The following is a 22,251-nucleotide window of genomic DNA, read 5'->3' as shown; positions in this document are numbered from 1 at the left end:
GTGTCTTGTATTACAGTGCCGCTTCGTCGGCTTCGCCGGTACGAATACGAATGACGCGTTGCAGCTCGGCAACGAAGATTTTGCCGTCGCCAATTTTTCCGGTGTAGGCCGCTTTGCTGATCACATCGATCACTTCATCGAGTTGATCGTCGGCGATCGCCACATCAATTTTCACTTTTGGCAGGAAATTGACGCTATATTCCGCACCGCGGTACAGCTCAGCGTGACCCTTCTGACGGCCAAAGCCTTTCACTTCAGTTACGGTCAGCCCTTGAATACCAATAGAAGAAAGCGCTTCACGCACGTCTTCAAGTTTGAATGGCTTAATCACCACGGTAACCAGCTTCATAGATCCCCCTCCAGTCGAATTCGATAATGGCCGCAGCTAACACGCAGTAGACATTGCAATCGTTGTGCCAGGAATGAAAACAGGGAGGATTTCAGGTTGTTAGTGCGCCCGGGCGGGCAGAGCAAGAAAGCGAAAAAAGTCTGCTTGTGATTCGGCAGGTTACGCGCAAAGAAAAACGCACCATGACAGTGCACGGTGCGTTACTTTTTTGCACCAACAAAGATTCCGTAAAGGTGCGTGCTTAATTTTGGTGCATCAGGCGATAAGCGACTCTTCGCGCGCGCTGGCAGCCAGCTCTTCACCGGCAAGCTGCAACTGATACATCTGCCAGTAACGGCCTTTCGCTTCAAGAAGTTGCTGATGTGTGCCCCGCTCAACTGCCTGCCCGCGATGCAGCACCAGAATCGTTTCTGCCTCAACAATGGTCGATAAGCGGTGGGCGATCACCACCAGCGTCGTATGCTCACGCACGGCCGCCAGCGCGTGCTGAATCGCCTGTTCGGTGCCGGAGTCAATGTTCGCTGTCGCCTCATCCAGAATCAGGATCTGCGGTGTATCAACCAGCACGCGCGCCAGCGCCAGCAGTTGCTTTTGTCCCACCGAGAGGTTATTACCCTGTTCGCCCAACCGGGTGTAAATGCCGTCGCTCATCGTACGCGCCAGTTCCGCCAGTTGCACCGTTTCCAGCGCTTTCCACACCTGCTCTTCGCTGATCTCACGTCCCAGTGTGACGTTGGCAAAAAAGCTGTCCGCCAGTACCACCGGATCCTGCTGCACCATCGCTATACCTTTGCGCAGCGGCGCGTGCCCTAATGCAGAAAGAGGACGCCCGTCCAGACGGATCTCCCCTTTCGTCAGCGGGTAATAGCCCATTAACAGGCTGGCCAGCGTACTTTTTCCGCTGCCAGTGTGTCCGACCAGCGCGACAAAGCTGCGCGGTTCAACGTGCAGGGAGATATCCTGCAGCACCAGTTGATCGTCGCGGTAAGCAAACGAGAGATTGTCGATGTCGATAGACCCGCTTTGTAGCGGCGCGTCATCGTAACCATAAGTCTGGCGCGGCCTGTCCATCAGTTCGAACACGCGCTCGCCAGCGACGACTGCCTGCTGCAACATCGACTGCTGCGTTGTCAGCTCAATCAGCGGCTCGTTAAGACGCCCGAGATAACTGATAAAGGCGTACAGCACACCGACTTCTACCGTGCCTACGGACGAGAAGCCGAATAGCATCAGCAAGCCACACAACACCAGCGCGGAGAAAAGGCTCAACAACGGACGCAGCAAAAAGCCGTCCAGCCGCAGGGTTTGCATGCGAGCGATATAGTGCGAACGGCTGGATTCGCTCATGCGTTCCCCAAAACGCGCCTGCTGACGGAACTGCTGAATAACGCTCATACCGTTGATGATTTCGTTGAAACCATCGTTGATATCCGCCAGATAAGCTCGCATACGCCGCACAATGGGCGTGCTGTAACGCTGGTATAGCAGCATCACTATTAACACCGCCGGGAAAATCGCCATCGCCACCAGCGCCATACGCCAGTCGAGGCTGAACATCGCCACCAGCATCGCGCCAATCAGCGCCGCGCTGCGCAACACCGTTGCCACCACCGTGACGTAGAGATCGCGGATCACTTCAGTATCGTTGGTCACACGCGAAATAATTTGCCCGACGGGCTGGGTATCGAACGCGCTAAGCGGCTGGCGCAGGGCGGCGTCCATCACATCGGTACGCAACTGTTGCACGACGCCGACCGCCGCCTGGTTAAACAGCAGCGCTTGCGCATAATGCAGCAGCGCCGCCAGCAGTTGCAGGCCGATATAGACCGCCGCCATCCCGGCAACCACGCCGAGCGGCAGATAGTTTTTCGCCACCATATTATCGATAAAGTAGCTGATCAGCGCCGGGCCAGAAACTTCGGCAATCGCCGCGATCCACAGCATCAGCACCGCTTTCGCCAACGGTTTGCGCCACGGTGAGCCATATTTCAGCAAGCGTTTCAGCGTTGGCCACTGTTTGGTGAAATTACGCATCAACCGCCTCCTGAGGCACATCATTCAGCGCCGCCTCCAGTTGCTGATAGCGATACATATCGCGATACCAGCCCGGCTGGCGCGCCAGTTGTTCGTGCTGGCCGCGTTGCGCGATGTGTCCATGCTGCATGACGATAATCTCACTGGCTTCGGTCAGCGCCGACAGGCGATGCGCGCTGATAATAACGGTGCGTCCTTCGCCCCACTGGCGCAAATTATGCAAAATCTGGTGTTCAGTGCGCCCATCCACGGCGGAGAGCGCATCATCAAGGATTAAGATCTCCGCATTCAGCAGCAGCGCACGGGCAATGGAGATTCGCTGCTTTTGCCCGCCGGAGAGCATCACGCCGCGCTCGCCCACTTCGGTGTCATACCCCTGCGGCAGGCGCAGGATATCGTCGTGCACGCTGGCAAGTTTCGCCACATGCTCGATCTCTTCCTGTGTCGCACCGGGTTTACCCAGCGCAATATTGTTGCCCACGGTATCGGAGAAGAGGAATGGCGTCTGGTTGACCACCGCCAGGCGGCTGCGCCAGGCGTCCAGTTGCAGGCGCGTCAGGGGGATATCGTGAAAACGGATATCGCCCTGATCAACATCGAAATGGCGCTGAATCAAAGAAAGCAAGGTGGTTTTTCCGGCGCCTGTCGGGCCGCAAATCCCCAACATCTGGCCCGGTGCCAGCGTCACAGCCACATTATTGAGCGTCGCGCTCTCGGTCTGCGGGTAACGAAATTCACGGATGGCGATATGCAAGTTACCGCGCCCTTCCGGCACGGGTTCGGAGCCGTCATTCACAACCGGCGCTTCCGCCAGCATATCGCGGATGCGGCTATAAGCAGCGCTGCCGCGCTCGACGATGTTAAACATCCACGCCAGCGCCAGCATCGGCCAAATCATCAGCCCCAGATACATCGCAAAGCTGGTCAACTGGCCGAGCGTTAAGGAACCGTGCACCACCATCCAGCTACCGCCGCCAATCGCCAGCATGTTCGCCATACCAATGGCGATATAAATAGTGGGATCGAAACGGGCATCAACGCGGGCCACGCGCATGTTTTTCGCGCCGGTGTCGGCCGCCTCACGGCTGAACAGTGCCGACTGGCGATCCTCCAGGCCGAACGCTTTGATCATGCGAATGCTGGTCATGCTCTCCTGGGTACGATCGTTTAACGCAGAAAACGCCGCCTGCGCCAGCTTAAAGCGTTGATGCAACTGATCGCCATAACGCTTGATAACCAACGCCATGATCGGCATCGGTAATAGCGACAGCAGCGTAAGCTGCCAGCTGATTTGCGTCGACATCACTATTAGCACCACGCAGCCCATCACCAGTGAATCCACCAGCGTCAACACCCCTTCGCCCGCGGCAAAAACGACGCGATCGACATCGTTGGTCGCGCGCGCCATCAAATCACCGGTGCGGTGACGGAGATAAAATTCCGGGTGTTGTCGGCTCAACTGGCGGTAAAAATCTTCCCGCAACTCAACGGCCAGTTGATAGGATGCGCCGAACAGCCAGACGCGCCAGACGTAGCGCAGCAAGTAGGTGACGATCGCAACAGCGACCAAAACACCCACCCACATCCACACTTGTTGCGTGGTGAAGCGCTGTTGGGTAACGCCATCCACCACGATCCCCACCACTTTGGGGGGGATAAGCTGCAAGATAGCAATGATAATAAGTAAGGCGACAGCCCCGAGATAGCGTTGCCATTCCCGGCGAAAGTACCAGCCTAACTGAGCAAATAATCGCACGCGGTTACATCCTGAACGTGATTTTCCGGCAGTGAATTACTGCCGCGAGGGTTATTCAATGGGCAAAGCCGTGGTGTATTTTATCTGTTCCATAGCGAAGCTAGAAGTGACATCTGACAGGCCCGGAACGCTGTTCACCAGCTTCTTGTAAAAGTCGTCATAGCGTTTCATATCTGCCACCTGCACACGCAGAAGATAGTCGTATTCTCCCGCCATGCGCCAGAAACCGAGCACTTCCGGCATCTGCGTGACTTCGTTAACGAAACGGCAGTACCAGTCGCTGCTGTGATGCTGGGTTTTGATCAGCACAAACGCCGTCAAATTTAACCCCAGCTTTTCCGCATCCAGCACCGCCACCCGACCGAGTAAAATGCCGTCATCTTCCAGCCGTTTCAGACGTTTCCAGCACGGTGTGGTGGTCAGATTAACGGCATCTGCCAGCGCCTGCAAAGAGAGCGAACAATCCTGTTGCAACAGCGAAAGCAGTTTACGGTCAATTTTATCTAGCACTTCGCACCTCTGGAGAAAAATTTTCTCTTAACAGTCTAATACAAAGGCGAAATGACAACCCTTTTTTCTTTCTCTTTCGCTAGACTGGGCACAAAATGACAAACGGATAATCACCATGAATAGCAGTTGGGTTAAATACGCTATCAACGAAATCAATGCGGATGCGCAGCGCTCAGCAGATACCCATTTGATCCGCCTGGCATTGCCGGGTTTTGCAGGCATTAATCTCTATTTAAAAGACGAAAGCACTCATCCGACCGGCAGCTTGAAGCACCGTCTGGCGCGCTCGCTGTTTCTTTACGGCTTATGCAACGGTTGGATCAAAGAGGGCACCACGATTATTGAAGCCTCCTCCGGTTCCACGGCGGTTTCAGAAGCGTGGTTCGCCCGGCTTTTAGGTTTACCGTTTATCGCCGTCATGCCGCACTGCACGGCGAAACGCAAGATTGAGCAGATTGAGTTCTACGGCGGTCGTTGCCACTTTGTCGATAGCGCCTGCGAGATTTACGCCGAGTCCGAACGGTTGGCGAAATCGTTGAACGGCCACTATATGGACCAGTTCACTTTTGCCGAGCGCGCAACCGACTGGCGCGGCAATAACAACATTGCCGACAGTATTTTCCGCCAAATGAAAAATGAACCGCACCCGCAACCCGATTATATTGTGATGAGCGCGGGCACCGGCGGGACTTCCGCCACCATTGGCCGCTATATTCGCAGCCAGGGCTATGGCACTCAGTTGCTGGTGGTCGATCCTGAAAACTCCGTATTCCTCGACTACTGGCAACATCGCGACGCCGGTTTGCGAAGCACGGTGGGCAGTAAAATCGAAGGCATTGGCCGCCCGCGTGTGGAACCCTCGTTCATCGCCGACGTTGTTGATGAGATGCTGCGTGTACCTGACGCGGCAAGCATTGCCACTGCGCAATGGCTGGAAACGCAACTGGGGCGCAAAGTGGGCGCATCCACCGGCACCAATATGTGGGGCGTGTTGCAACTCGCCGCGCGGATGCGTGAAGAAGGCCGTAAGGGTTCTATCGTCACATTGTTGTGCGACAGCGGTGAACGCTATCTGGACACCTACTACAATCCGCAATGGGTCGCGGCGAATTTCGGTGATATTGAACCGTGGAAAGCGGAAATCGCCCGACTGACGGCATAAAAAAAGCCAGGCAGTGGTGCCTGGCTTGCTGGAAAGATCTTTTCATTCGGGGGAATAAGGAAGATTGGGTGTGTCCAGCCAGTGTGTCAAAAAATGGGATACCGCCTGATCCCGGCAGTGTCCAATTACCGGTAAATGGGGCAGCGCCGCACGCAGTTGCGGCATGGCGTTGCCCATGATCATGCCCTTCCCGACGCTTTCGAGCATCTCCCGGTCATTCATCGCATCGCCAAATGCCATGCAATCCTGCAATGAATAACCCAGCTTTGTGCTGAGCACCGCCAGTGCCGAGCCTTTATTGCATCCCACCGGCAGGATTTCCAGGCAGTCCATCGCCGAGAAGCACAAGTGCGCGCGTGCGCCCAGCACCTCATTTAACTGAATGCGCAAACGGCAAAGATCGTCGTGATCGCCAACAAAGCAGATTTTGGTCACGTCGTGCGCAGGCAGCCGTTTAAGATCGGTGAGCTGGTAGGTAAACCCGCTGTAAAGGTGCGCCTGCAACGTCTCTGGCAGCGCTTTGTCGGTAAACCAACCCGAATCATTGAAAACATGGACAGTGGTAACGGTTTCCCAGCGACTGTGCAGCACCAGATCGGCCACTTCCGGGTTGAGATCCTGGCGATACAACACATCGCCTTCGCGAGAATGGATCCGCGTACCGTTGCCAGTGATCAAGAAAGCATCCATCGCGATAGCGCTAAGAATGCGGCGCATCTCCAGCGCATGCCGCCCGGTCGCAAAAGCGAGTGTCACCTCCCGCTCATGCAAGCGCCGGAGAGTTGCTAAAGTTTGGTCGCCCAAACGATGGTCGGGCATTAACAAGGTGCCATCCATGTCAAAAGCGGCCAGACGTGCCATGATTTTTCTCCGCTTGCAGTGCGTTATTGTGAAGTTCAGTGTTGTATTCCAGTATTGCGTGGGATATACGGAAGTAATAGTGAATAGATGAAAATTATTGTTCCGGGTTTATGCGACAACTGAATCGGCTTAATCAATACCAGCGTCTGTGGCAGGCATCTGCCGGAGAGGCACAATCCGTCAGCATTCGTGAACTGGCGACGCGCTGTTTTTGCAGCGAGAGGCATATGCGCACGCTACTGCGCCAGATGCAGGACGCGGGTTGGTTAAACTGGCACTCGCAATCCGGGCGCGGCAAGCGCGGTGAGCTTCATTTTCTCGTCACACCTGAATCCCTGCGCAGCGAAATGCTGGAGCTTGCGTTAAACGCCGGGCAACAGCAGAACGCGCTGGCACTGGCGCAGCTCGATCCTGACGATCTGCGCGCATTGCTGAATCCCTTTCTGGGTGGCTTATGGCAAAACGAAACGCCGACGCTGCGCATTCCCTATTATCGCCCGCTGGATCCACTGGTTCCGGGATTTCTTCCCGGCCGTGCGGAGCAACATTTAGCCGGACAGATTTTTAGCGGCTTAACACGTTTCGTGGCGCGCAGTTTTCAGCCGCAGGGCGATTTGGCGCACCACTGGGATATCAGCCCGGATGGGCTGTGCTGGCGTTTTCATTTGCACGCAACGCTGCACTGGCATAACGGCGACGCCGTGACGGCTGAACAGTTACAGGCGCGGCTGCACATGCTGCTGACGCTGCCCGCTCTGCAAAAGCTGTTCGCCAGCGTCGAGCGCATCGACATAACACATCCCTGGTGTTTAACCTTCAAGCTGCATCACCCCGATTATTGGCTGGCGCACAGGCTGGCCAGCTACGGCAGCCGCCTGGCGCATCCGCAGCACCCGATGCTGGGTACCGGCCCTTTTCGGCTGGTGACATTCAGCCGGGAGCTGGTGCGTCTGGAAAGCCATGACTATTACCACCTGGGCCACCCGCTGCTTAAAGCGGTGGAATTCTGGATAACCCCGCAACTCTTTGAGCAAGGTCTCGGCACCAGTTGTCGGCACCCGGTGCAGATTGCCATTGGCGAGGCCGATGAGTTGCAGCACTTGCAGCCGGTGAGTAACAGTATCAGCCTGGGGTTCTGCTACCTTACTTTGCGCCCGGGTGCGCGGTTGAATGACGCCCAGTTACGCCGGCTGGTGCAGATTATTCATCACTCTTCGCTACTACAAACGCTGCCGCTGGATGAGAATCTCATCACACCGAGCCGGGAGCTACTACCCGGCTGGCACATGCCTGACTGGCCTACCGAAGAGGTTTCGCTACCTGGCAAACTTACGCTGGTTTACCACTTGCCCGTGGAATTACACACCATGGCGGAACAGTTTAAGCGGCATTTGCAGACGCTTGGCTGTGAGCTGACGGTGATTTTCCATGACGGCAAAAACTGGGAAGGTTGTCATCAGCTCGCCAGCGCCGATTTGATGATGGGGGACAGACTGATCGGCGAAGCGCCAGAATGTACACTGGAACAGTGGCTGCGCTGCGATCCGCTGTGGCCAAACCTGCTGAATACTAAACAATTTGCGCATCTACAAACCACACTGGATGCGGTTCAGCGCCAGCCCGACGAACAGCAGCGCAACCGCGCGCTACAGGATGTTTTTTATCACTTGATGGACAAAGCTATTCTCACCCCGATGTTTAATTATCAGTACCGCATTAGTGCGCCACCGGGTGTGGAAGGGATCCAGTTAAATACGCGCGGCTGGTTTGATTTTGCAGAAGCCTGGCTCCCTGCCCCATCGCTGTGAAGAAGCTGGTCGCTGCCAGCCGCTCGCGCTACCATAGCGCTTTATTTGTCATTGTCAGGAAGAATTATGAAACGTGCCGTTGTTGTGTTTAGTGGCGGACAAGACTCCACAACCTGCCTGGTTCAGGCGTTGCAGCAGTACGATGAAGTACATTGCGTAACCTTTGATTATGGCCAGCGTCACCGCGCCGAAATCGATGTGGCACGAGAACTGGCGCTAACGCTGGGCGCACGCGCGCATAAAGTGCTGGATGTAACGCTGCTGAATGAACTGGCGGTGAGTAGCCTGACGCGCGACAGCATCCCGGTTCCGGATTATGAACCCGACGCGACCGGCATTCCGAACACCTTCGTGCCGGGACGTAATATTCTGTTTCTGACGCTGGCCGCCGTGTATGCCTATCAGGTACAGGCGGAAGCGGTGATCACCGGCGTATGCGAAACTGATTTTTCTGGTTATCCCGACTGCCGCGATGAGTTTGTTAAGGCGCTGAATCATGCGGTCAACCTGGGGCTGGCAAAAGAGATTCGTTTCGAAACGCCGCTGATGTGGATTGATAAAGCCGAAACCTGGGCGCTCGCGGATTACTGGGGCAAGCTGGATCTGGTGCGCAGCGAGACGCTGACTTGCTATAACGGCATCAAAGGCGATGGCTGTGGGCATTGTGCGGCCTGTAACCTGCGCGCCAACGGTTTACAGCATTACCTGGCGGATAAAACTGCCGTGACGGCGGCAATGAAACAGAAAACCGGGCTCAAGTAAGCACGATACCCGGCCCGGTGAGCGTCAGCGCCACCGGGCGTTAGCCGATGGCGGCATTGCTTTATCTGAACGACGAAACGACACGAAAATGATGAATTAATCGCCTTCGCGGATCATCTTCTCCAGCCTTTCTCTCAATTCACCTTCCAGCGCCAGCGCTTTTTGCGTTTTGAGATCGATACAGACGAACGTCACCAGCGCATCAGCAACCATTTGCCCTTCAGGGTTCAATGTCACGGCCTGGCTCAGCACACCGCTTTTGCCATTAATCTGCTGCACATGGCTGGTTACCGTAAGCACATCGCCCAATACGGCCGGGCGTCGATAGTTGATATTAATATTGACCACCACGAAAGCGATGTTGTTGGCGGTCATCCATTTAAAGCTCTCGTTGTTTTCCAGCCCATCCCAGCGCGCCTCTTCAAGGAACTCAAGATAGCGGGCATTATTCACATGTTGGTAGACATCAAGATGAAAACCACGAACTTTGATTTGCGTCTGCATAGCGCTTCAACCTTTACCGTTTATAGTTATAGAGACAGAGGTCATACTGGTATGACCTCTTTATTCTGGCAAAGATTAGCGACTACGCAAGCGGCTTACAGTTTCAGATTCGACAGATTACGCTCAACCAGCGTCCCTCCTATGCCTGGCACCTGCTTAAGATCGTCTACAGATTTAAACGGGCCATACTCTTCACGGTAGCTGACAATCGCCTGGGCTTTCTTAATGCCTACGCCATTCATAACCCGCGACAACTCTTCTGCCGTTGCGCTATTGATACTCACCCGGGTACCACCTTCATCATCCGCGCTTTTCGCCGCATCCTGCGCTTTAGCTTGCGCTGAGGTGGCGGTATCGCTTTTACTTTGCGCAGCCGGTGGCTTAGCCGCAGCAGAAGGTGCTGCCAGCACACTGTGGCTCAGCGTCGCGCAAGCGAGGGACAGCGAAATTAAGAGTGCTTTGATTCCATGTTTCATTGTGTTTCTCCTTTGTTTTCAACGCCAGACAACAATAACCACAGCAAAGAAGGCAGACAAAACACAAACTTCTAAAATGGAAAAGGCCGCGAAAGCGGCCTTTAAGGTTTGCAGCGTATTACTCTTTTTTTGCGAGATGCATCGAGCCTTTTATTGCTGTGGCTCAGCGACGATGTCACCCAGTTTGATCTTGGCTTCTTTGCGCAAGTTGCTCATCAACGCTTCAAAAGCGATTTGCGCGTTGTTCTGCGTGATGCCCTGCACCATCGCTTTTTTCTGCGCATCCGGCATCGTGCCGGCTTTCACTTCATCCAGCGCCATGATAACAACATTACCTTGCTGATCGTTGGCAGTGCCGAAGGAAGGTTTATCTTTTGCTGGCAGCGGCAGATTAAACGCCGCCTGACTGACTGGATCCTGGCCAGTACGTGCCAGCGTTTTCGCCGCACCAAAGCTCAGGCCAGCCGCTTTCAGCGCATCATCACCTTTACCAGCTTTCAGCTCGCCCAGCAGTTTATCCGCATCGAGTTTTGCTTGTTGCTCTGCTTTGTTGTGCTTCACGATATCGCTGACCTGGGTTTTTACTTCGTCCAGCGGTTTGATCGCTTCGGCTTTGTGATCGGCGATACGCAGCACAAATGCGCGGTCACCATCAACGGTGATGATATCGGAGTTGCTGCCCGGCGTACCGTTCTGCCCTACCAGACCACCATTGAAAATGGCATCGCTTACCGGTTTGAAATTCAGCTCTTCCGGCAGATTATCGCGACTGAACCAGCCAGTCTGTACTGCTTTGGCACCAGCAGCCTGTTCAGCACCCGCCAGCGATTCGTTATCGTTGCTCGCCGCTTCGCTCACTTTCTGCTGCAGCGCGTACCATGCATCCAGCGCTTTTTCCTGTTTCACTTTCGCTGCCAGTTCATCGCGCACATCGTTCAGCGGTTTCACCTGCGCTGGCTGGATATCATCCAGACGAGCAACCAGGTAACCCACAGAAGATTTAATGACGCCAGACAACTGGCCTTTCTCTTTCAGACCAGCGTTTTTCAGCTCTTCCGGCGTGGTGGCGTCTTCAAGCCAGCCCATGTCACCGCCGTTACGCGCAGAAATGATGTCCGCAGATTTCGTTTTTGCCAGCGCGGCAAAGTCTGCGCCTTTTTTCAGCTCGTCCAGCACCGCTTTTGCTTCATCTTCCGTTTTGGTCTGGATAATACTGTAGCGATTACGCTGTGGCTGAGTGAACTGATCCTGATGCTGATCGTAATAAGCCTGGATTTGCTCGTCGGTGACGGTTTCCTGCATCGATGCCGCATCCAGCTTGATATAGCTTACGCGGAACTGCTCCGGCGAGGTAAAGCGGCTCTTGTTCTGATCGTAGTAGCTGGCAATTTCTTCATCGCTTGCGGTCTGCTTCGCCGCCAGCGCGTTGACATCAATCACCGCCTGGCGCACAACACGCTGTTGAGCGACCAGCGCAGCCAGTTCATCGGTTTCGCCTTTGAGCATGAAATCCGTACCGGCAACTGCATTAATCAATTGCTGAGAAGTTAACTGATTGCGCAGCGCCTGTGCATATTGATCGGTGCTCATCCCCATCTGGTTTACGATGGCGCTGAAGCGATTGTTATCAAATTTACCGTTAGCCTGGAATGCCTGAGTAGCGAAAATCGCTTTTTTCACCTGATCATCGCTAATGCCGAGACCCAGGTTTTTTGCGTACTGGTCCAGCAGCGCTTCATCAATTAAGCGGTTGAGCACTTGCTGACGCACAGATTTCATATAGTTTTCGTTGGCCGCCAGTTCCGAGAACTGATCGCCCAGCTGTTGCGCCATGCGGTTGCGCTCGCTATTCACCGCATTTTCAAACTGTGAACGGCCGATTTCCTGACCATTAACTTTTGCGGCGTAATTATTGTTACCGCCAATCAGGTAGTTACCTACGCCAGTCAAAATGAATGACACGATAATCAAACCCAGAATGATCTTGAGCACGACGTGATTTGCCGCCGCGCGTAAATTGTCCATCATGGTGTAACAACACTCCGCTGTAGGTGACTGTAGATCTCAGGCAGCTCAAGTTGCCCGCTGCGTGTAAACGCGTATTTTGACAAGAAAACGGGGCAATTGTTAGCCCGCATCGCGTATTAACTCGCAGAAAGTGCGTTTGCACAAATAAAAAAGGCACATCTCGCGATGCGCCCTTGTAGTTTGTCGCTATCCCTTCAAAGGGAAGGCGATCAGTTTACTGCGTCTTTCAGTGCTTTGCCTGCGCGGAAACCAGGAACTTTAGCCGCAGCAATGGTGATTTCTTTGCCGGTCTGAGGGTTGCGGCCTGTACGGGCAGCACGCTCTTTAACAACAAAAGAGCCAAAACCTACCAGCGCTACGTCGTCCCCGGATTTCAAAGAATCAGTAACGGCAGCAATAAAAGCATCTAACACACGTCCAGCCGCAGCTTTAGAGATGTCAGCATCTGCGGCAATCTTGTCTACCAGTTGAGATTTATTCACTCTACTCTTCCTCTCTTTATAATTTATATCGCACCTGAATCCTTCACAGCGCGACCGCGCAGCAGTTATATCAGGCCTGTCATGCCCTTACAACACCAGTTGATGATGACACACCCAACCAGCAATCTAAATTAGCTATACAAAAAAAGGCTGGCAAGTCCGAAATCACTCACCAGCCTTGTTTTTATTAACGCACTTTGCGCAAGGTCACTATTTTGCCGTTACGACTTGCATACCAAAGGGTTCATTCTGCAGCGCAAGGCTGAGAACTTCTTCGATACGCTTAACCGGATGGATATCCAGATCGGCGACAACGTTGTCCGGAATCTCTTCCAGATCGCGCTTGTTTTCGTAAGGAATCAGAACAGTCTTAATGCCCCCACGGTGCGCCGCCAGCAGTTTTTCCTTCAGACCGCCAATCGGCAGAACCTGGCCGCGCAGGGTGATTTCCCCTGTCATCGCCACATCTGCACGAACCGGGTTACCGGTCAGACAAGAAACCAGCGCGGTGCACATAGCGATACCTGCGCTCGGGCCATCTTTCGGCGTGGCACCTTCCGGCACGTGAACGTGGATATCGCGTTTCTCATAGAAATCGCCATTAATGCCGAGTTTTTCAGCGCGGGCGCGTACTACCGTCAGCGCTGCCTGAATCGACTCCTGCATCACTTCACCCAGCGAGCCTGTGTAAGTCAGCTTACCTTTACCTGGGACACAGGCGGTTTCAATGGTCAGCAAGTCGCCGCCCACTTCCGTCCATGCCAGACCGGTGACCTGACCCACACGGTTTTCATCGTCCGCACGACCGTAATCAAAGCGCTGCACGCCAAGGTAGTCATGCAGGTTTTCACCGTTGATTTCGATATGCTTCAAAGACGGATCCAGCAGCAGCTGTTTCACCGCTTTGCGGCATAATTTCGAAATTTCACGCTCCAGACCACGCACACCCGCCTCACGCGTGTAGTAACGGATGATGCCGATGATAGCACTGTCATCAACCGTCAACTCATTAGGTTTCAGCGCATTACGTTCAATTTGCTTGGTCAGTAGATGACGCTTGGCAATGTTCAGTTTCTCGTCTTCGGTGTACCCAGAAAGACGGATCACTTCCATACGATCCAGCAGCGGCGCCGGAATATTCATGGAGTTGGAGGTGGCGACAAACATCACATCGCTGAGGTCGTAGTCCACTTCCAGATAGTGATCGCTAAATGCCACGTTCTGTTCCGGATCCAGGACTTCCAGCAGAGCTGAAGCCGGATCGCCGCGCATATCGGACGACATTTTGTCGATCTCATCAAGCAGGAACAGTGGGTTTTTAACGCCTACTTTCGCCATCTTCTGAATCAATTTACCCGGCATTGAGCCGATGTAAGTACGGCGGTGACCGCGGATTTCCGCTTCATCGCGCACGCCGCCCAGCGCCATGCGGATGTATTTGCGCCCGGTAGCCTTCGCAATGGATTGGCCCAGAGAGGTTTTACCTACCCCCGGCGGTCCCACCAGACACAGAATCGGCCCTTTCAGTTTGTTCATACGACTTTGGACCGCAAGATACTCAAGAATACGGTCTTTAACACGTTCGAGGCCGTAGTGGTCGGTATCCAGAATTTCCTGCGCCTGACGAAGATCTTTTTTGACCTTGCTACGCGCGTTCCAGGGAACCTGCACCATCCATTCGATATAGCCGCGCACCACGGTTGCTTCCGCAGACATCGGCGACATCATTTTCAGCTTTTGCAGCTCAGATTCGGCTTTCTCTTTTGCCTCTTTCGGCATTTTCGCGGCGTCGATTTTACGCTTCAGCGCTTCGTTTTCGTCCGGCGCGTCATCCATTTCACCCAGTTCTTTCTGAATGGCTTTCATCTGTTCATTCAGATAGTACTCACGCTGGGATTTCTCCATCTGCTTTTTCACGCGATTGCGGATGCGCTTCTCAACCTGCAGCAGATCGATTTCAGACTCCATCATCGCCATCAGATATTCCAGACGTTCGTTGACGTCGGACATCTCCAGCACAGACTGCTTATCCGCCAGTTTCAGCGGCATGTGTGCAGCGATGGTGTCAGCCAGACGCGCAGGATCGTCGATGCTATTGAGCGACGTCAGCACTTCTGGCGGGATTTTTTTGTTGAGCTTGATATAGCCTTCAAACTGGCTGATCGCCGTGCGCACCAGCACTTCCTGCTCGCGCTCATCAATCGCCGGCGAGTCAAGGTATTCTGCTTTCGCTGAGAAGTGCTCACCATCGTCGGCAAGCGTGGTAATGCGCGCGCGCTGAAGCCCCTCGACCAGCACTTTTACCGTGCCATCAGGCAGTTTCAACATTTGCAATATAGACGCCACGGTCCCGACGGTGAAAAGATCGTTTACACCCGGCTCATCCGTTGAGGCTTCCTTCTGTGCAACCAGCATGATTTTTTTATCATGGTCCATGGCCGCTTCCAGACAACGGATAGATTTTTCCCGTCCCACAAATAACGGAATGACCATGTGCGGATAAACCACCACATCGCGCAACGGCAATACGGGGATTTCAATGCGTTCAGAACGCTCAGGATTCATAGAGCTCTCTCTTAGTTTAAAGTCCGCCAGGTAATCAGGTGACGTGACTGTGCAACACGCACCATTAACATGTAAAGCAGTATATGGGGATGTTTCCCACACATTCAACGCCGTGTTTACGGAAAAATAAAAGGGGAGATAAAATCCCCCCTTTTCGATTAACTGATTGTAAGATTTGGTTAATTATTCGCCAGATGCCTGCTGCGCTTCCGGCTTGCCATAAATCAGCAAGGGTTTGCTTTGACCCGCGATGACCGACTCATCAATCACCACTTTCTCGACATCTTCAAGTGATGGCAGATCATACATGGTGTCAAGCAACGCGGCTTCAACGATAGAACGCAGCCCACGAGCGCCGGTTTTGCGCACCATGGCTTTCTTAGCGATAGCGTCGAGCGCTTCGTCGCGGAATTCGAGATCCACGCCTTCCAGGTTAAACAGCGCCTGATACTGCTTAGTCAGGGCGTTTTTAGGCTCTTTCAGAATCTGAATCAGCGCTTCTTCGCTCAATTCGCTCAGCGTTGCTACTACCGGCAGACGACCGATAAACTCAGGGATCAGACCGAATTTAATCAAATCTTCCGGTTCAACCTGCGCCAGCAGTTCGCCTTCGTTGGCTTTTTCAGATTTTCCTTTCACCGTCGCGCCAAAACCAATGCCAGAACCGGTTTCAACACGGTGAGAAATCACTTTATCCAGCCCTGCGAACGCACCACCACAGATAAACAGGATTTTAGAGGTATCAACCTGCAAAAACTCCTGCTGCGGATGCTTACGTCCACCCTGCGGCGGAACCGCAGCCACAGTACCTTCGATCAGCTTCAGCAACGCCTGCTGTACACCTTCGCCGGAAACGTCACGGGTAATCGACGGGTTATCAGACTTACGGGAGATCTTGTCGATTTCATCGATGTAGACAATCCCGCGCTGCGCTTTCTGCACGTCGTAGTCGCACTTCTGCAGCAGTTTCTGGATGATGTTTTCTACGTCTTCACCCACGTAACCTGCTTCGGTCAACGTCGTGGCATCGGCCATGGTGAACGGGACATCCAACAGGCGCGCCAGCGTTTCCGCCAGCAACGTTTTACCGGAACCCGTCGGCCCGATAAGCAGGATGTTACTTTTGCCCAGTTCAACGCCGTTGCTGGTGTCACCATTACGCAGACGTTTGTAGTGGTTATATACCGCGACCGCCAGCACTTTTTTCGCCTGCTCCTGACCGATGACATAATCATCAAGATGGTGGCGAATTTCATGCGGAGTCGGCAGCGCGCTGCGCTCGCGATGCGGCGCAACTTCTTTAATCTCTTCGCGAATAATGTCGTTACACAGATCCACACATTCGTCGCAGATATACACGGATGGCCCGGCGATCAGCTTACGCACTTCATGCTGGCTTTTGCCGCAAAAAGAGCAGTACAACAGTTTGCCCGAACCATCTTTGCGTTTATCTGTCATGAGTCAAAACCTCTTATCTGTTCTTTGTGCCGCACATGACGACGCATATGCCATTCCAGGCGCAAAACGTTACTCAAGCGTGTGCCGCTTGTACCCAATAGTATAGCGGCACCTGTAGCCTGAGCTTAGTTACGATGGGTTAAAATTGAATCGACCAGCCCGTATTCAACCGCCTCTTGCGCAGCAAGGAAGCGGTCACGTTCTGTATCGCGTTCAATTTGTTCTAAAGATTGACCCGTATGATGCGCCATAAGTTCATTCATGCGTCCTTTCACTTTCAGAATCTCACGCGCGTGGATTTCAATATCCGTCGCCTGGCCCTGATAGCCCCCCAGAGGCTGGTGAATCATCACACGTGAGTTTGGCAGGCAGAAACGCTTGCCCTTTGCCCCCGCCGTCAGCAGGAATGCGCCCATTGACGCCGCCTGGCCCATACAAATCGTGCTGACGTCCGGCTTAATAAATTGCATGGTGTCATAAATTGACATCCCTGCGGTAATTACCCCGCCAGGCGAGTTAATATACAGATAAATGTCTTTTTCCGGGTTTTCCGCTTCCAGAAACAGCATTTGCGCCACAATCAGGTTCGCCATGTGGTCTTCAACCTGACCAGTCAGAAAAATTACGCGTTCCTTGAGAAGACGGGAGTAGATATCGAAAGAGCGCTCACCACGTGAGGTCTGTTCAATAACCATTGGCACCAGGGCCATATGGGGTGCAAAGTTGTCTCGTTCGCCGCTGTATGACATTTCCGTCTCCTGGATAAAAAATTAACAAACCTGCTGTACTGATTGTACTTGAGTGAGTGGGGTCTGACTACGACGCCTCACGGACGGATTATCAGCCAGAGTCTTTTCTGTCGCTTTTCCCTTAGTGGGGATGACATTACCTGATTTCAAGCATAACAATCTTTTGCTGTTACGCTAACACTGAAACGCCCTTTTAGCACAGATCTGATAGTCCTGATGCGATAAAAAAAGCCCGTCACCAGCAAGCAGGTGACGGGCTTATTGCTTTTAGCTATCGCAGAAGTCGATTAAGCCTGTTGGTTCATCAGTTCGTTAAAGGAAGTGGCTTTTTCAGTCACTTTCGCTTTTTCCAGAACCGCTTCAACCGCTTGTTCTTCCAGCGCGACGTTACGCATGTTTTCCATCAGCTCTTTGTTTTTGCTGTAGAATTCGATCACTTCTTTCGGATCTTCATACGCAGATGCCATCTCTTCGATCAGGCCTTTAACGCGCTCTTCGTCAGCTTTCAGCTCGTGGGTACGAATGACTTCGCCCAGCAGCAGACCAACAACAACACGGCGTTTAGCCTGCTCTTCAAACAGCTCGCGCGGCAGTTCCAGAGCTTGTTTTTCGTTGCCACCGAAACGCTGTGCAGCCTGACGGCGCAGAACGTCGATTTCACTGTCAATCAGCGCAGCCGGAACGTCGATTTCGTTCGCTTTCACCAGGCCTTCAATTGCCTGAGATTTAACACGGTTACGCACCGCGCCTTTCAGCTCACGCTCCATGTTTTTGCGCACTTCAGCGCGCAGACCTGCAACGGAGCCATCTTCCACGCCAAAGCGTTTGATGAACTCTTCGGTCAGTTCCGGCAGCTCACGCTCTTCAACTTTTTTCAGGTTAATGACGAACTTCGCCGCTTTACCTTTCAGGTTTTCAGCGTGGTACTCTTCCGGGAAGGTCACGTCGATGGTGAACTCTTCACCCGCTTTGTGGCCTTTGATACCGTCTTCAAAGCCCGGGATCATACGACCCTGGCCCATTGCCAGTACGAAATCAGTGGCTTTGCCGCCTTCGAATTCTTCGCCATCAACGGAACCGGTGAAATCAACGGTCACGCGATCTTCAGCGTCAACAGCACCGTCTTTGTCTTTCCAGGTCGCTTGCTGCTTGCGCAGCGTTTCCAGCATGGTGTCCACATCAGCATCGGTCACTTCAACAACCGGTTTTTCAACTTCAATGGTATCCAGCGCTTTCAGCTCAACTTCCGGATACACTTCGAACTCTACAGAGTAGGTGAAGTCTTCGCCCAGTTTGTATTCGCCCGGAACATAGTTCGGCGCGCCAGCTGGGTTGATTTTTTCCTGAATGATCGCATCGATAAAGTTGCGGCTCATCAGATCGCCCAGAACGTCCTGGCGAACAGACGCGCCATAACGCTGAGCAACAACGGTCATCGGTACTTTACCCTTACGGAAGCCGTCAATACGCACTTTCTTCGCTACGTTGACCAGCTCGCTCTTCACAGCGGTCTCGATGCTGTCAGCAGCGATTGTAATCGTTACACGGCGCCCAAGGCCCTGAGTGGTTTCAACTGAAACTTGCATCTTGTTACCTCAAAAAATCACAGTGCTCGGTCAACTCTACTCTGCGAAGCAAACCGTTTCGCTTGCAGAACCGGGATGTTCTCTCAAATCAGATATACATTCCCTGTCGTCAGAATCATCCCGAAGACATTCCGAAAAATAAGACGCAGCATTATAGCGGCATCACAGATATGAGTCGAGAACGGGAATGTCGCAATGGTGCGTCATTTTTCACACTTCTGAAGCAATTTCGCTCAAAAAACTGCGTTTCTCGCTCAAAATTCAGACAAAACAAAACGGCCCGTAGGCCGTTTTTACATAATCTGCATGCAACATACTGGAAAAGTTTGGGCAGTTGCAACCCGGTTTTTACGCGATGCTTCCGGCACCACGACAGGCTGGCGAGGTCAGCAGGGTATCCTGCAAACCTTCCCACTCCTTAAGTGTGTAAGTATGCAGAGCGAGTGCATGAATCGTCGTAGACAGTTCGTCTGCCAACGTGCCGTAAATCATGCGATGACGGTTAAGAAAACGCTCTCCAGTAAAGCGGTCGCTCACCAGTACAACTTTGAAGTGACTTTCAGAACCTGCGGGGACATTGTGACGATAACTCTCGTCAACAACCTCAAGAATGAGGGGCTCAAACGCCGCCTTCAGCTTTGCTTCTATTTGTTCACGCATCATCATGATATTACACCTCCGACAACGCTGAGATGCCAGCCATCTCTTTAAATGTTAGCCGCTTTTACCGTCTCTATAACAATAAAACAACAAAAAATTAGCGTTCGTCCTATTTTCCCGTTCAAGGGGATGAACTCTACTGAAAGCAGCTTTTTTTGCGCGGCATCACCCATAAAAAGGTTTTTGACGGCAAAAAAAGCACAAGACGATGAATTTCCATGCATTGAGGACTTCCTCTTAACAGCGGCAATGTTATGATGGCGAGAATTTTCCCCCAGAAGCTTAGATCCTTGAGAGCCTGAACATGTTTAAAAAACTACTCTTTCCGTTGGTCGCTTTATTTATGCTGGCCGGGTGTGCAACCCCGCCGACAACACTTGATGTCACCCCAAAAATTACTCTGCCACAGCAGGATCCAAGCCTGATGGGTGTCACCGTGAGCATCAACGGTGCCGATCAGCGTCCGGATCAGGCGCTGGCCAAAGTCACGCGCGATAACCAGCTGGTTACCCTGACAGCCTCCCGCGATCTGCGTTTCCTGCTGCAAGAAGTGCTGGAAAAACAGATGACCGCGCGCGGTTATATGATCGGGCCGAACGGCGCGGTAAACCTGCAGATTATTGTTAACCAGCTGTATGCGGATGTCTCTCAGGGCAACGTCCGCTACAACATCGCGACCAAAGCGGATATCGCCATCATCGCGACGGCTGCGAACGGCAACAAGATGACCAAAAACTACCGCGCAAGCTATAACGTCGAAGGCGCATTTCAGGCTACCAACGACAAGATTGCCGGTGCGGTTAACAGCGTGTTGACTGACACCATCGCTGATATGTCTCAGGACACCAGCATTCACGACTTCATCAAGCAAAACGCCCGTTAATCTTTTTCTGGCCCGGTTTTCCGGGCCAGTTTTTAACTCATGTCCAGTCACTACTTACGCATATTCACTCAGCCAAAATCAGCCATCCTGCTGATTCTGGGTTTCGCTTCCGGTTTGCCTCTCGCCCTGACCAGCGGCACGCTCCAGGCATGGATGACCGTTGAGAACATCGATTTAAAAACCATCGGTTTCTTTTCTCTGGTCGGCCAGGCTTACGTGTTTAAATTTTTGTGGTCGCCGCTGATGGATCGCTACACACCGCCTTTATTCGGGCGTCGTCGCGGCTGGCTGCTCCTTACGCAAATTCTGCTGCTGGTATCGATTGCCGCAATGGGGTTCCTCGATCCGGCCAACCATCTGCGCTGGATGGCGGCGCTGGCTGTGCTTATCGCATTCTGCTCTGCGTCTCAGGATATTGTGTTCGATGCCTGGAAAACGGATGTGCTGCCGCTCGAAGAGCGAGGCGCAGGTGCGGCAATAAGCGTGCTGGGCTATCGGCTCGGAATGTTGGTTTCCGGGGGACTGGCTTTATGGCTGGCGGATCGCTGGCTCGGCTGGCAGGGGATGTACTGGCTGATGGCCGTGCTTCTGGTCCCGTGCATTATCGCCACCCTGCTCGCACCGGAGCCAGAGGATGTGATTCCGGTGCCGAAAACGCTGGAACGCGCCGTTGTCGAGCCGCTGCGTGATTTCTTCGGGCGCAATAACGCCTGGCTTATCCTTCTATTAATAGTGCTGTACAAACTGGGCGATGCGTTCGCCATGAGCCTGACGACAACATTTCTCATCCGCGGTGTCGGTTTTGACGCCGGAGAAGTCGGCGTGGTGAACAAAACCCTGGGGCTTGTCGCCACGATTATCGGAGCGTTGTTTGGCGGCGTACTGATGCAGCGGTTATCCCTGTTCCGTGCGCTGTTAATTTTTGGCGTACTGCAGGCCATTTCGAATGCCGGTTACTGGCTGCTATCGATTACGGCGAAAAGCATTTTTACGATGGGTTCAGCCGTCTTTTTAGAAAACTTGTGTGGTGGCATGGGGACTGCGGCGTTTGTCGCGCTATTAATGACGCTCTGCAACAAATCCTTTTCGGCAACGCAGTTTGCGCTGCTCTCGGCGCTGTCGGCGGTTGGACGCGTCTATGTCGGCCCGCTGGCTGGCTGGTTTGTTGAAAGTTACAGTTGGTCGACGTTCTATCTCTTTTCGATTGTGGCCGCGCTTCCCGGTCTGGTATTGCTGGTGTTGTGCAAAAAAACACTGGCATTTACGCAACAGAGTGAAAGTTTTCTCTGCAGAACGGAATACGCTGCAGCGTACCGGCTGGCGCTACGCATACTCAGCGCCGGTTGCATGCTGTTAGGCTGCTGGCTGCTGGTGCTGATGGTCAACGCCACAGGTTTTACCGACTGGTCTTTTGGCACCACGCTTCTGGAATGGGGCGCACTGTTAGCGATTATCGGCATTGTGTTTGGCGGTGTGTTGGATCTGCTGGCGCTACGTAAAACAGAGTTGCTATGACGGGATAAAAAAGCGCCTGCGGGCGTTTTTTTCGGTGTCAAAAGCATGCGGATGTTAAAAAACAGTAAAATGACAAAAAAAATCACTCAAGAATATATTTAGT

19 protein-coding genes are annotated in these 22,251 nt (G+C 53.2%); 5 read left to right on the top strand and 14 right to left on the bottom strand.

The features are described from left to right. Positions 1-10: 10 nt before the first annotated feature. The 4 genes from glnK to IP581_RS05200 form a co-directional block, all read right to left on the bottom strand. Positions 11-349: a P-II family nitrogen regulator gene (glnK, locus tag IP581_RS05215; RefSeq protein WP_002891893.1), complete on the bottom strand. Its 339-nt coding sequence runs from the start codon at positions 347-349 to the stop codon at positions 11-13. 255 nt (positions 350-604) lie between these two features. Then, a complete protein-coding gene (locus tag IP581_RS05210; protein WP_097401425.1) occupies positions 605-2,383 on the bottom strand; it encodes a SmdB family multidrug efflux ABC transporter permease/ATP-binding protein in 1,779 nt (592 codons plus the stop codon). Further along, complete coding sequence (locus tag IP581_RS05205) at positions 2,376-4,139, bottom strand: SmdA family multidrug ABC transporter permease/ATP-binding protein (RefSeq protein ID WP_193821907.1); 1,764 nt, start codon at positions 4,137-4,139, stop codon at positions 2,376-2,378. The genes IP581_RS05210 and IP581_RS05205 overlap by 8 nt, the downstream gene beginning before the upstream one ends. Before the next feature lie 51 nt (positions 4,140-4,190). After that, positions 4,191-4,649: an Lrp/AsnC family transcriptional regulator gene (locus IP581_RS05200; protein ID WP_017458897.1), complete on the bottom strand. Its 459-nt coding sequence runs from the start codon at positions 4,647-4,649 to the stop codon at positions 4,191-4,193. Positions 4,650-4,764: 115 nt separating this feature from the next. Between IP581_RS05200 and IP581_RS05195 the strand changes: the two genes are divergently transcribed. Continuing rightward, positions 4,765-5,811 (top strand): PLP-dependent cysteine synthase family protein, encoded by a 1,047-nt coding sequence (locus tag IP581_RS05195; protein WP_097401423.1) that lies wholly within the window; start codon positions 4,765-4,767, stop codon positions 5,809-5,811. Between the two features lie 42 nt (positions 5,812-5,853). Here IP581_RS05195 and cof read toward each other — a convergent pair whose 3' ends face one another. Further along, the gene (cof, locus tag IP581_RS05190) at positions 5,854-6,672 is read right to left on the bottom strand and encodes an HMP-PP phosphatase (protein WP_193821906.1); all 819 of its coding nucleotides are present in this window, start codon (positions 6,670-6,672) and stop codon (positions 5,854-5,856) included. Positions 6,673-6,782: 110 nt separating this feature from the next. On the opposite strand from cof, the gene IP581_RS05185 reads away from it, so the two are divergent. Together IP581_RS05185 and queC are read left to right on the top strand one after the other, a co-directional pair. After that, the gene (locus IP581_RS05185) at positions 6,783-8,480 is read left to right on the top strand and encodes an SgrR family transcriptional regulator (protein WP_193821905.1); all 1,698 of its coding nucleotides are present in this window, start codon (positions 6,783-6,785) and stop codon (positions 8,478-8,480) included. 66 nt (positions 8,481-8,546) lie between these two features. Next, positions 8,547-9,242 carry a 7-cyano-7-deazaguanine synthase QueC gene (gene queC / locus IP581_RS05180; protein WP_193821904.1) on the top strand — a complete coding sequence of 232 codons (696 nt, stop codon included), beginning with the start codon at positions 8,547-8,549 and terminating at the stop codon, positions 9,240-9,242. A 96-nt stretch (positions 9,243-9,338) separates the two neighbouring features. On the opposite strand, the gene IP581_RS05175 is transcribed toward queC, so the two are convergent. The 9 genes from IP581_RS05175 to bolA all read right to left on the bottom strand — a co-directional run bounded on the left by IP581_RS05175 (position 9,339) and on the right by bolA (position 19,756). Continuing rightward, positions 9,339-9,746: a YbgC/FadM family acyl-CoA thioesterase gene (locus IP581_RS05175; RefSeq protein ID WP_020456774.1), complete on the bottom strand. Its 408-nt coding sequence runs from the start codon at positions 9,744-9,746 to the stop codon at positions 9,339-9,341. A 95-nt stretch (positions 9,747-9,841) separates the two neighbouring features. Next, the gene (locus IP581_RS05170; protein ID WP_193821903.1) at positions 9,842-10,222 is read right to left on the bottom strand and encodes a helix-hairpin-helix domain-containing protein; all 381 of its coding nucleotides are present in this window, start codon (positions 10,220-10,222) and stop codon (positions 9,842-9,844) included. 150 nt (positions 10,223-10,372) lie between these two features. After that, positions 10,373-12,250 carry a peptidylprolyl isomerase gene (ppiD, locus tag IP581_RS05165; protein WP_086873259.1) on the bottom strand — a complete coding sequence of 626 codons (1,878 nt, stop codon included), beginning with the start codon at positions 12,248-12,250 and terminating at the stop codon, positions 10,373-10,375. A 209-nt stretch (positions 12,251-12,459) separates the two neighbouring features. Further along, positions 12,460-12,732: a nucleoid-associated protein HU-beta gene (gene hupB / locus IP581_RS05160; protein WP_017458889.1), complete on the bottom strand. Its 273-nt coding sequence runs from the start codon at positions 12,730-12,732 to the stop codon at positions 12,460-12,462. Between the two features lie 210 nt (positions 12,733-12,942). Further along, complete coding sequence (gene lon / locus IP581_RS05155) at positions 12,943-15,297, bottom strand: endopeptidase La (protein WP_086873258.1); 2,355 nt, start codon at positions 15,295-15,297, stop codon at positions 12,943-12,945. A gap of 183 nt (positions 15,298-15,480) precedes the next feature. Continuing rightward, the gene (gene clpX / locus IP581_RS05150; protein ID WP_007373539.1) at positions 15,481-16,755 is read right to left on the bottom strand and encodes an ATP-dependent protease ATP-binding subunit ClpX; all 1,275 of its coding nucleotides are present in this window, start codon (positions 16,753-16,755) and stop codon (positions 15,481-15,483) included. Positions 16,756-16,880: 125 nt separating this feature from the next. Further along, positions 16,881-17,504: an ATP-dependent Clp endopeptidase proteolytic subunit ClpP gene (clpP, locus tag IP581_RS05145; RefSeq protein WP_017458886.1), complete on the bottom strand. Its 624-nt coding sequence runs from the start codon at positions 17,502-17,504 to the stop codon at positions 16,881-16,883. A gap of 287 nt (positions 17,505-17,791) precedes the next feature. Further along, complete coding sequence (gene tig / locus IP581_RS05140) at positions 17,792-19,090, bottom strand: trigger factor (RefSeq protein WP_086873257.1); 1,299 nt, start codon at positions 19,088-19,090, stop codon at positions 17,792-17,794. Between the two features lie 348 nt (positions 19,091-19,438). Continuing rightward, entirely contained in the window at positions 19,439-19,756 is a 318-nt protein-coding gene (gene bolA / locus IP581_RS05135; RefSeq protein WP_017458883.1) for a transcriptional regulator BolA, read from the bottom strand. A gap of 298 nt (positions 19,757-20,054) precedes the next feature. Between bolA and IP581_RS05130 the strand changes: the two genes are divergently transcribed. Both IP581_RS05130 and ampG read left to right on the top strand, forming a co-directional pair. Continuing rightward, entirely contained in the window at positions 20,055-20,633 is a 579-nt protein-coding gene (locus IP581_RS05130) for a lipoprotein (RefSeq protein ID WP_017458882.1), read from the top strand. Positions 20,634-20,672: 39 nt separating this feature from the next. Continuing rightward, positions 20,673-22,148 carry a muropeptide MFS transporter AmpG gene (ampG, locus tag IP581_RS05125; RefSeq protein WP_193821902.1) on the top strand — a complete coding sequence of 492 codons (1,476 nt, stop codon included), beginning with the start codon at positions 20,673-20,675 and terminating at the stop codon, positions 22,146-22,148. The last annotated feature ends 103 nt before the right edge of the window (positions 22,149-22,251 follow it).

The sequence above is a fragment of the Kosakonia pseudosacchari genome (genome assembly GCF_015167415.1).
Taxonomy (GTDB): Bacteria; Pseudomonadota; Gammaproteobacteria; order Enterobacterales; family Enterobacteriaceae; genus Kosakonia; species Kosakonia pseudosacchari.
The sequence above is the reverse complement of the archived record's forward strand: the minus strand, read 5'-3'. Positions and strand labels throughout refer to the sequence as shown.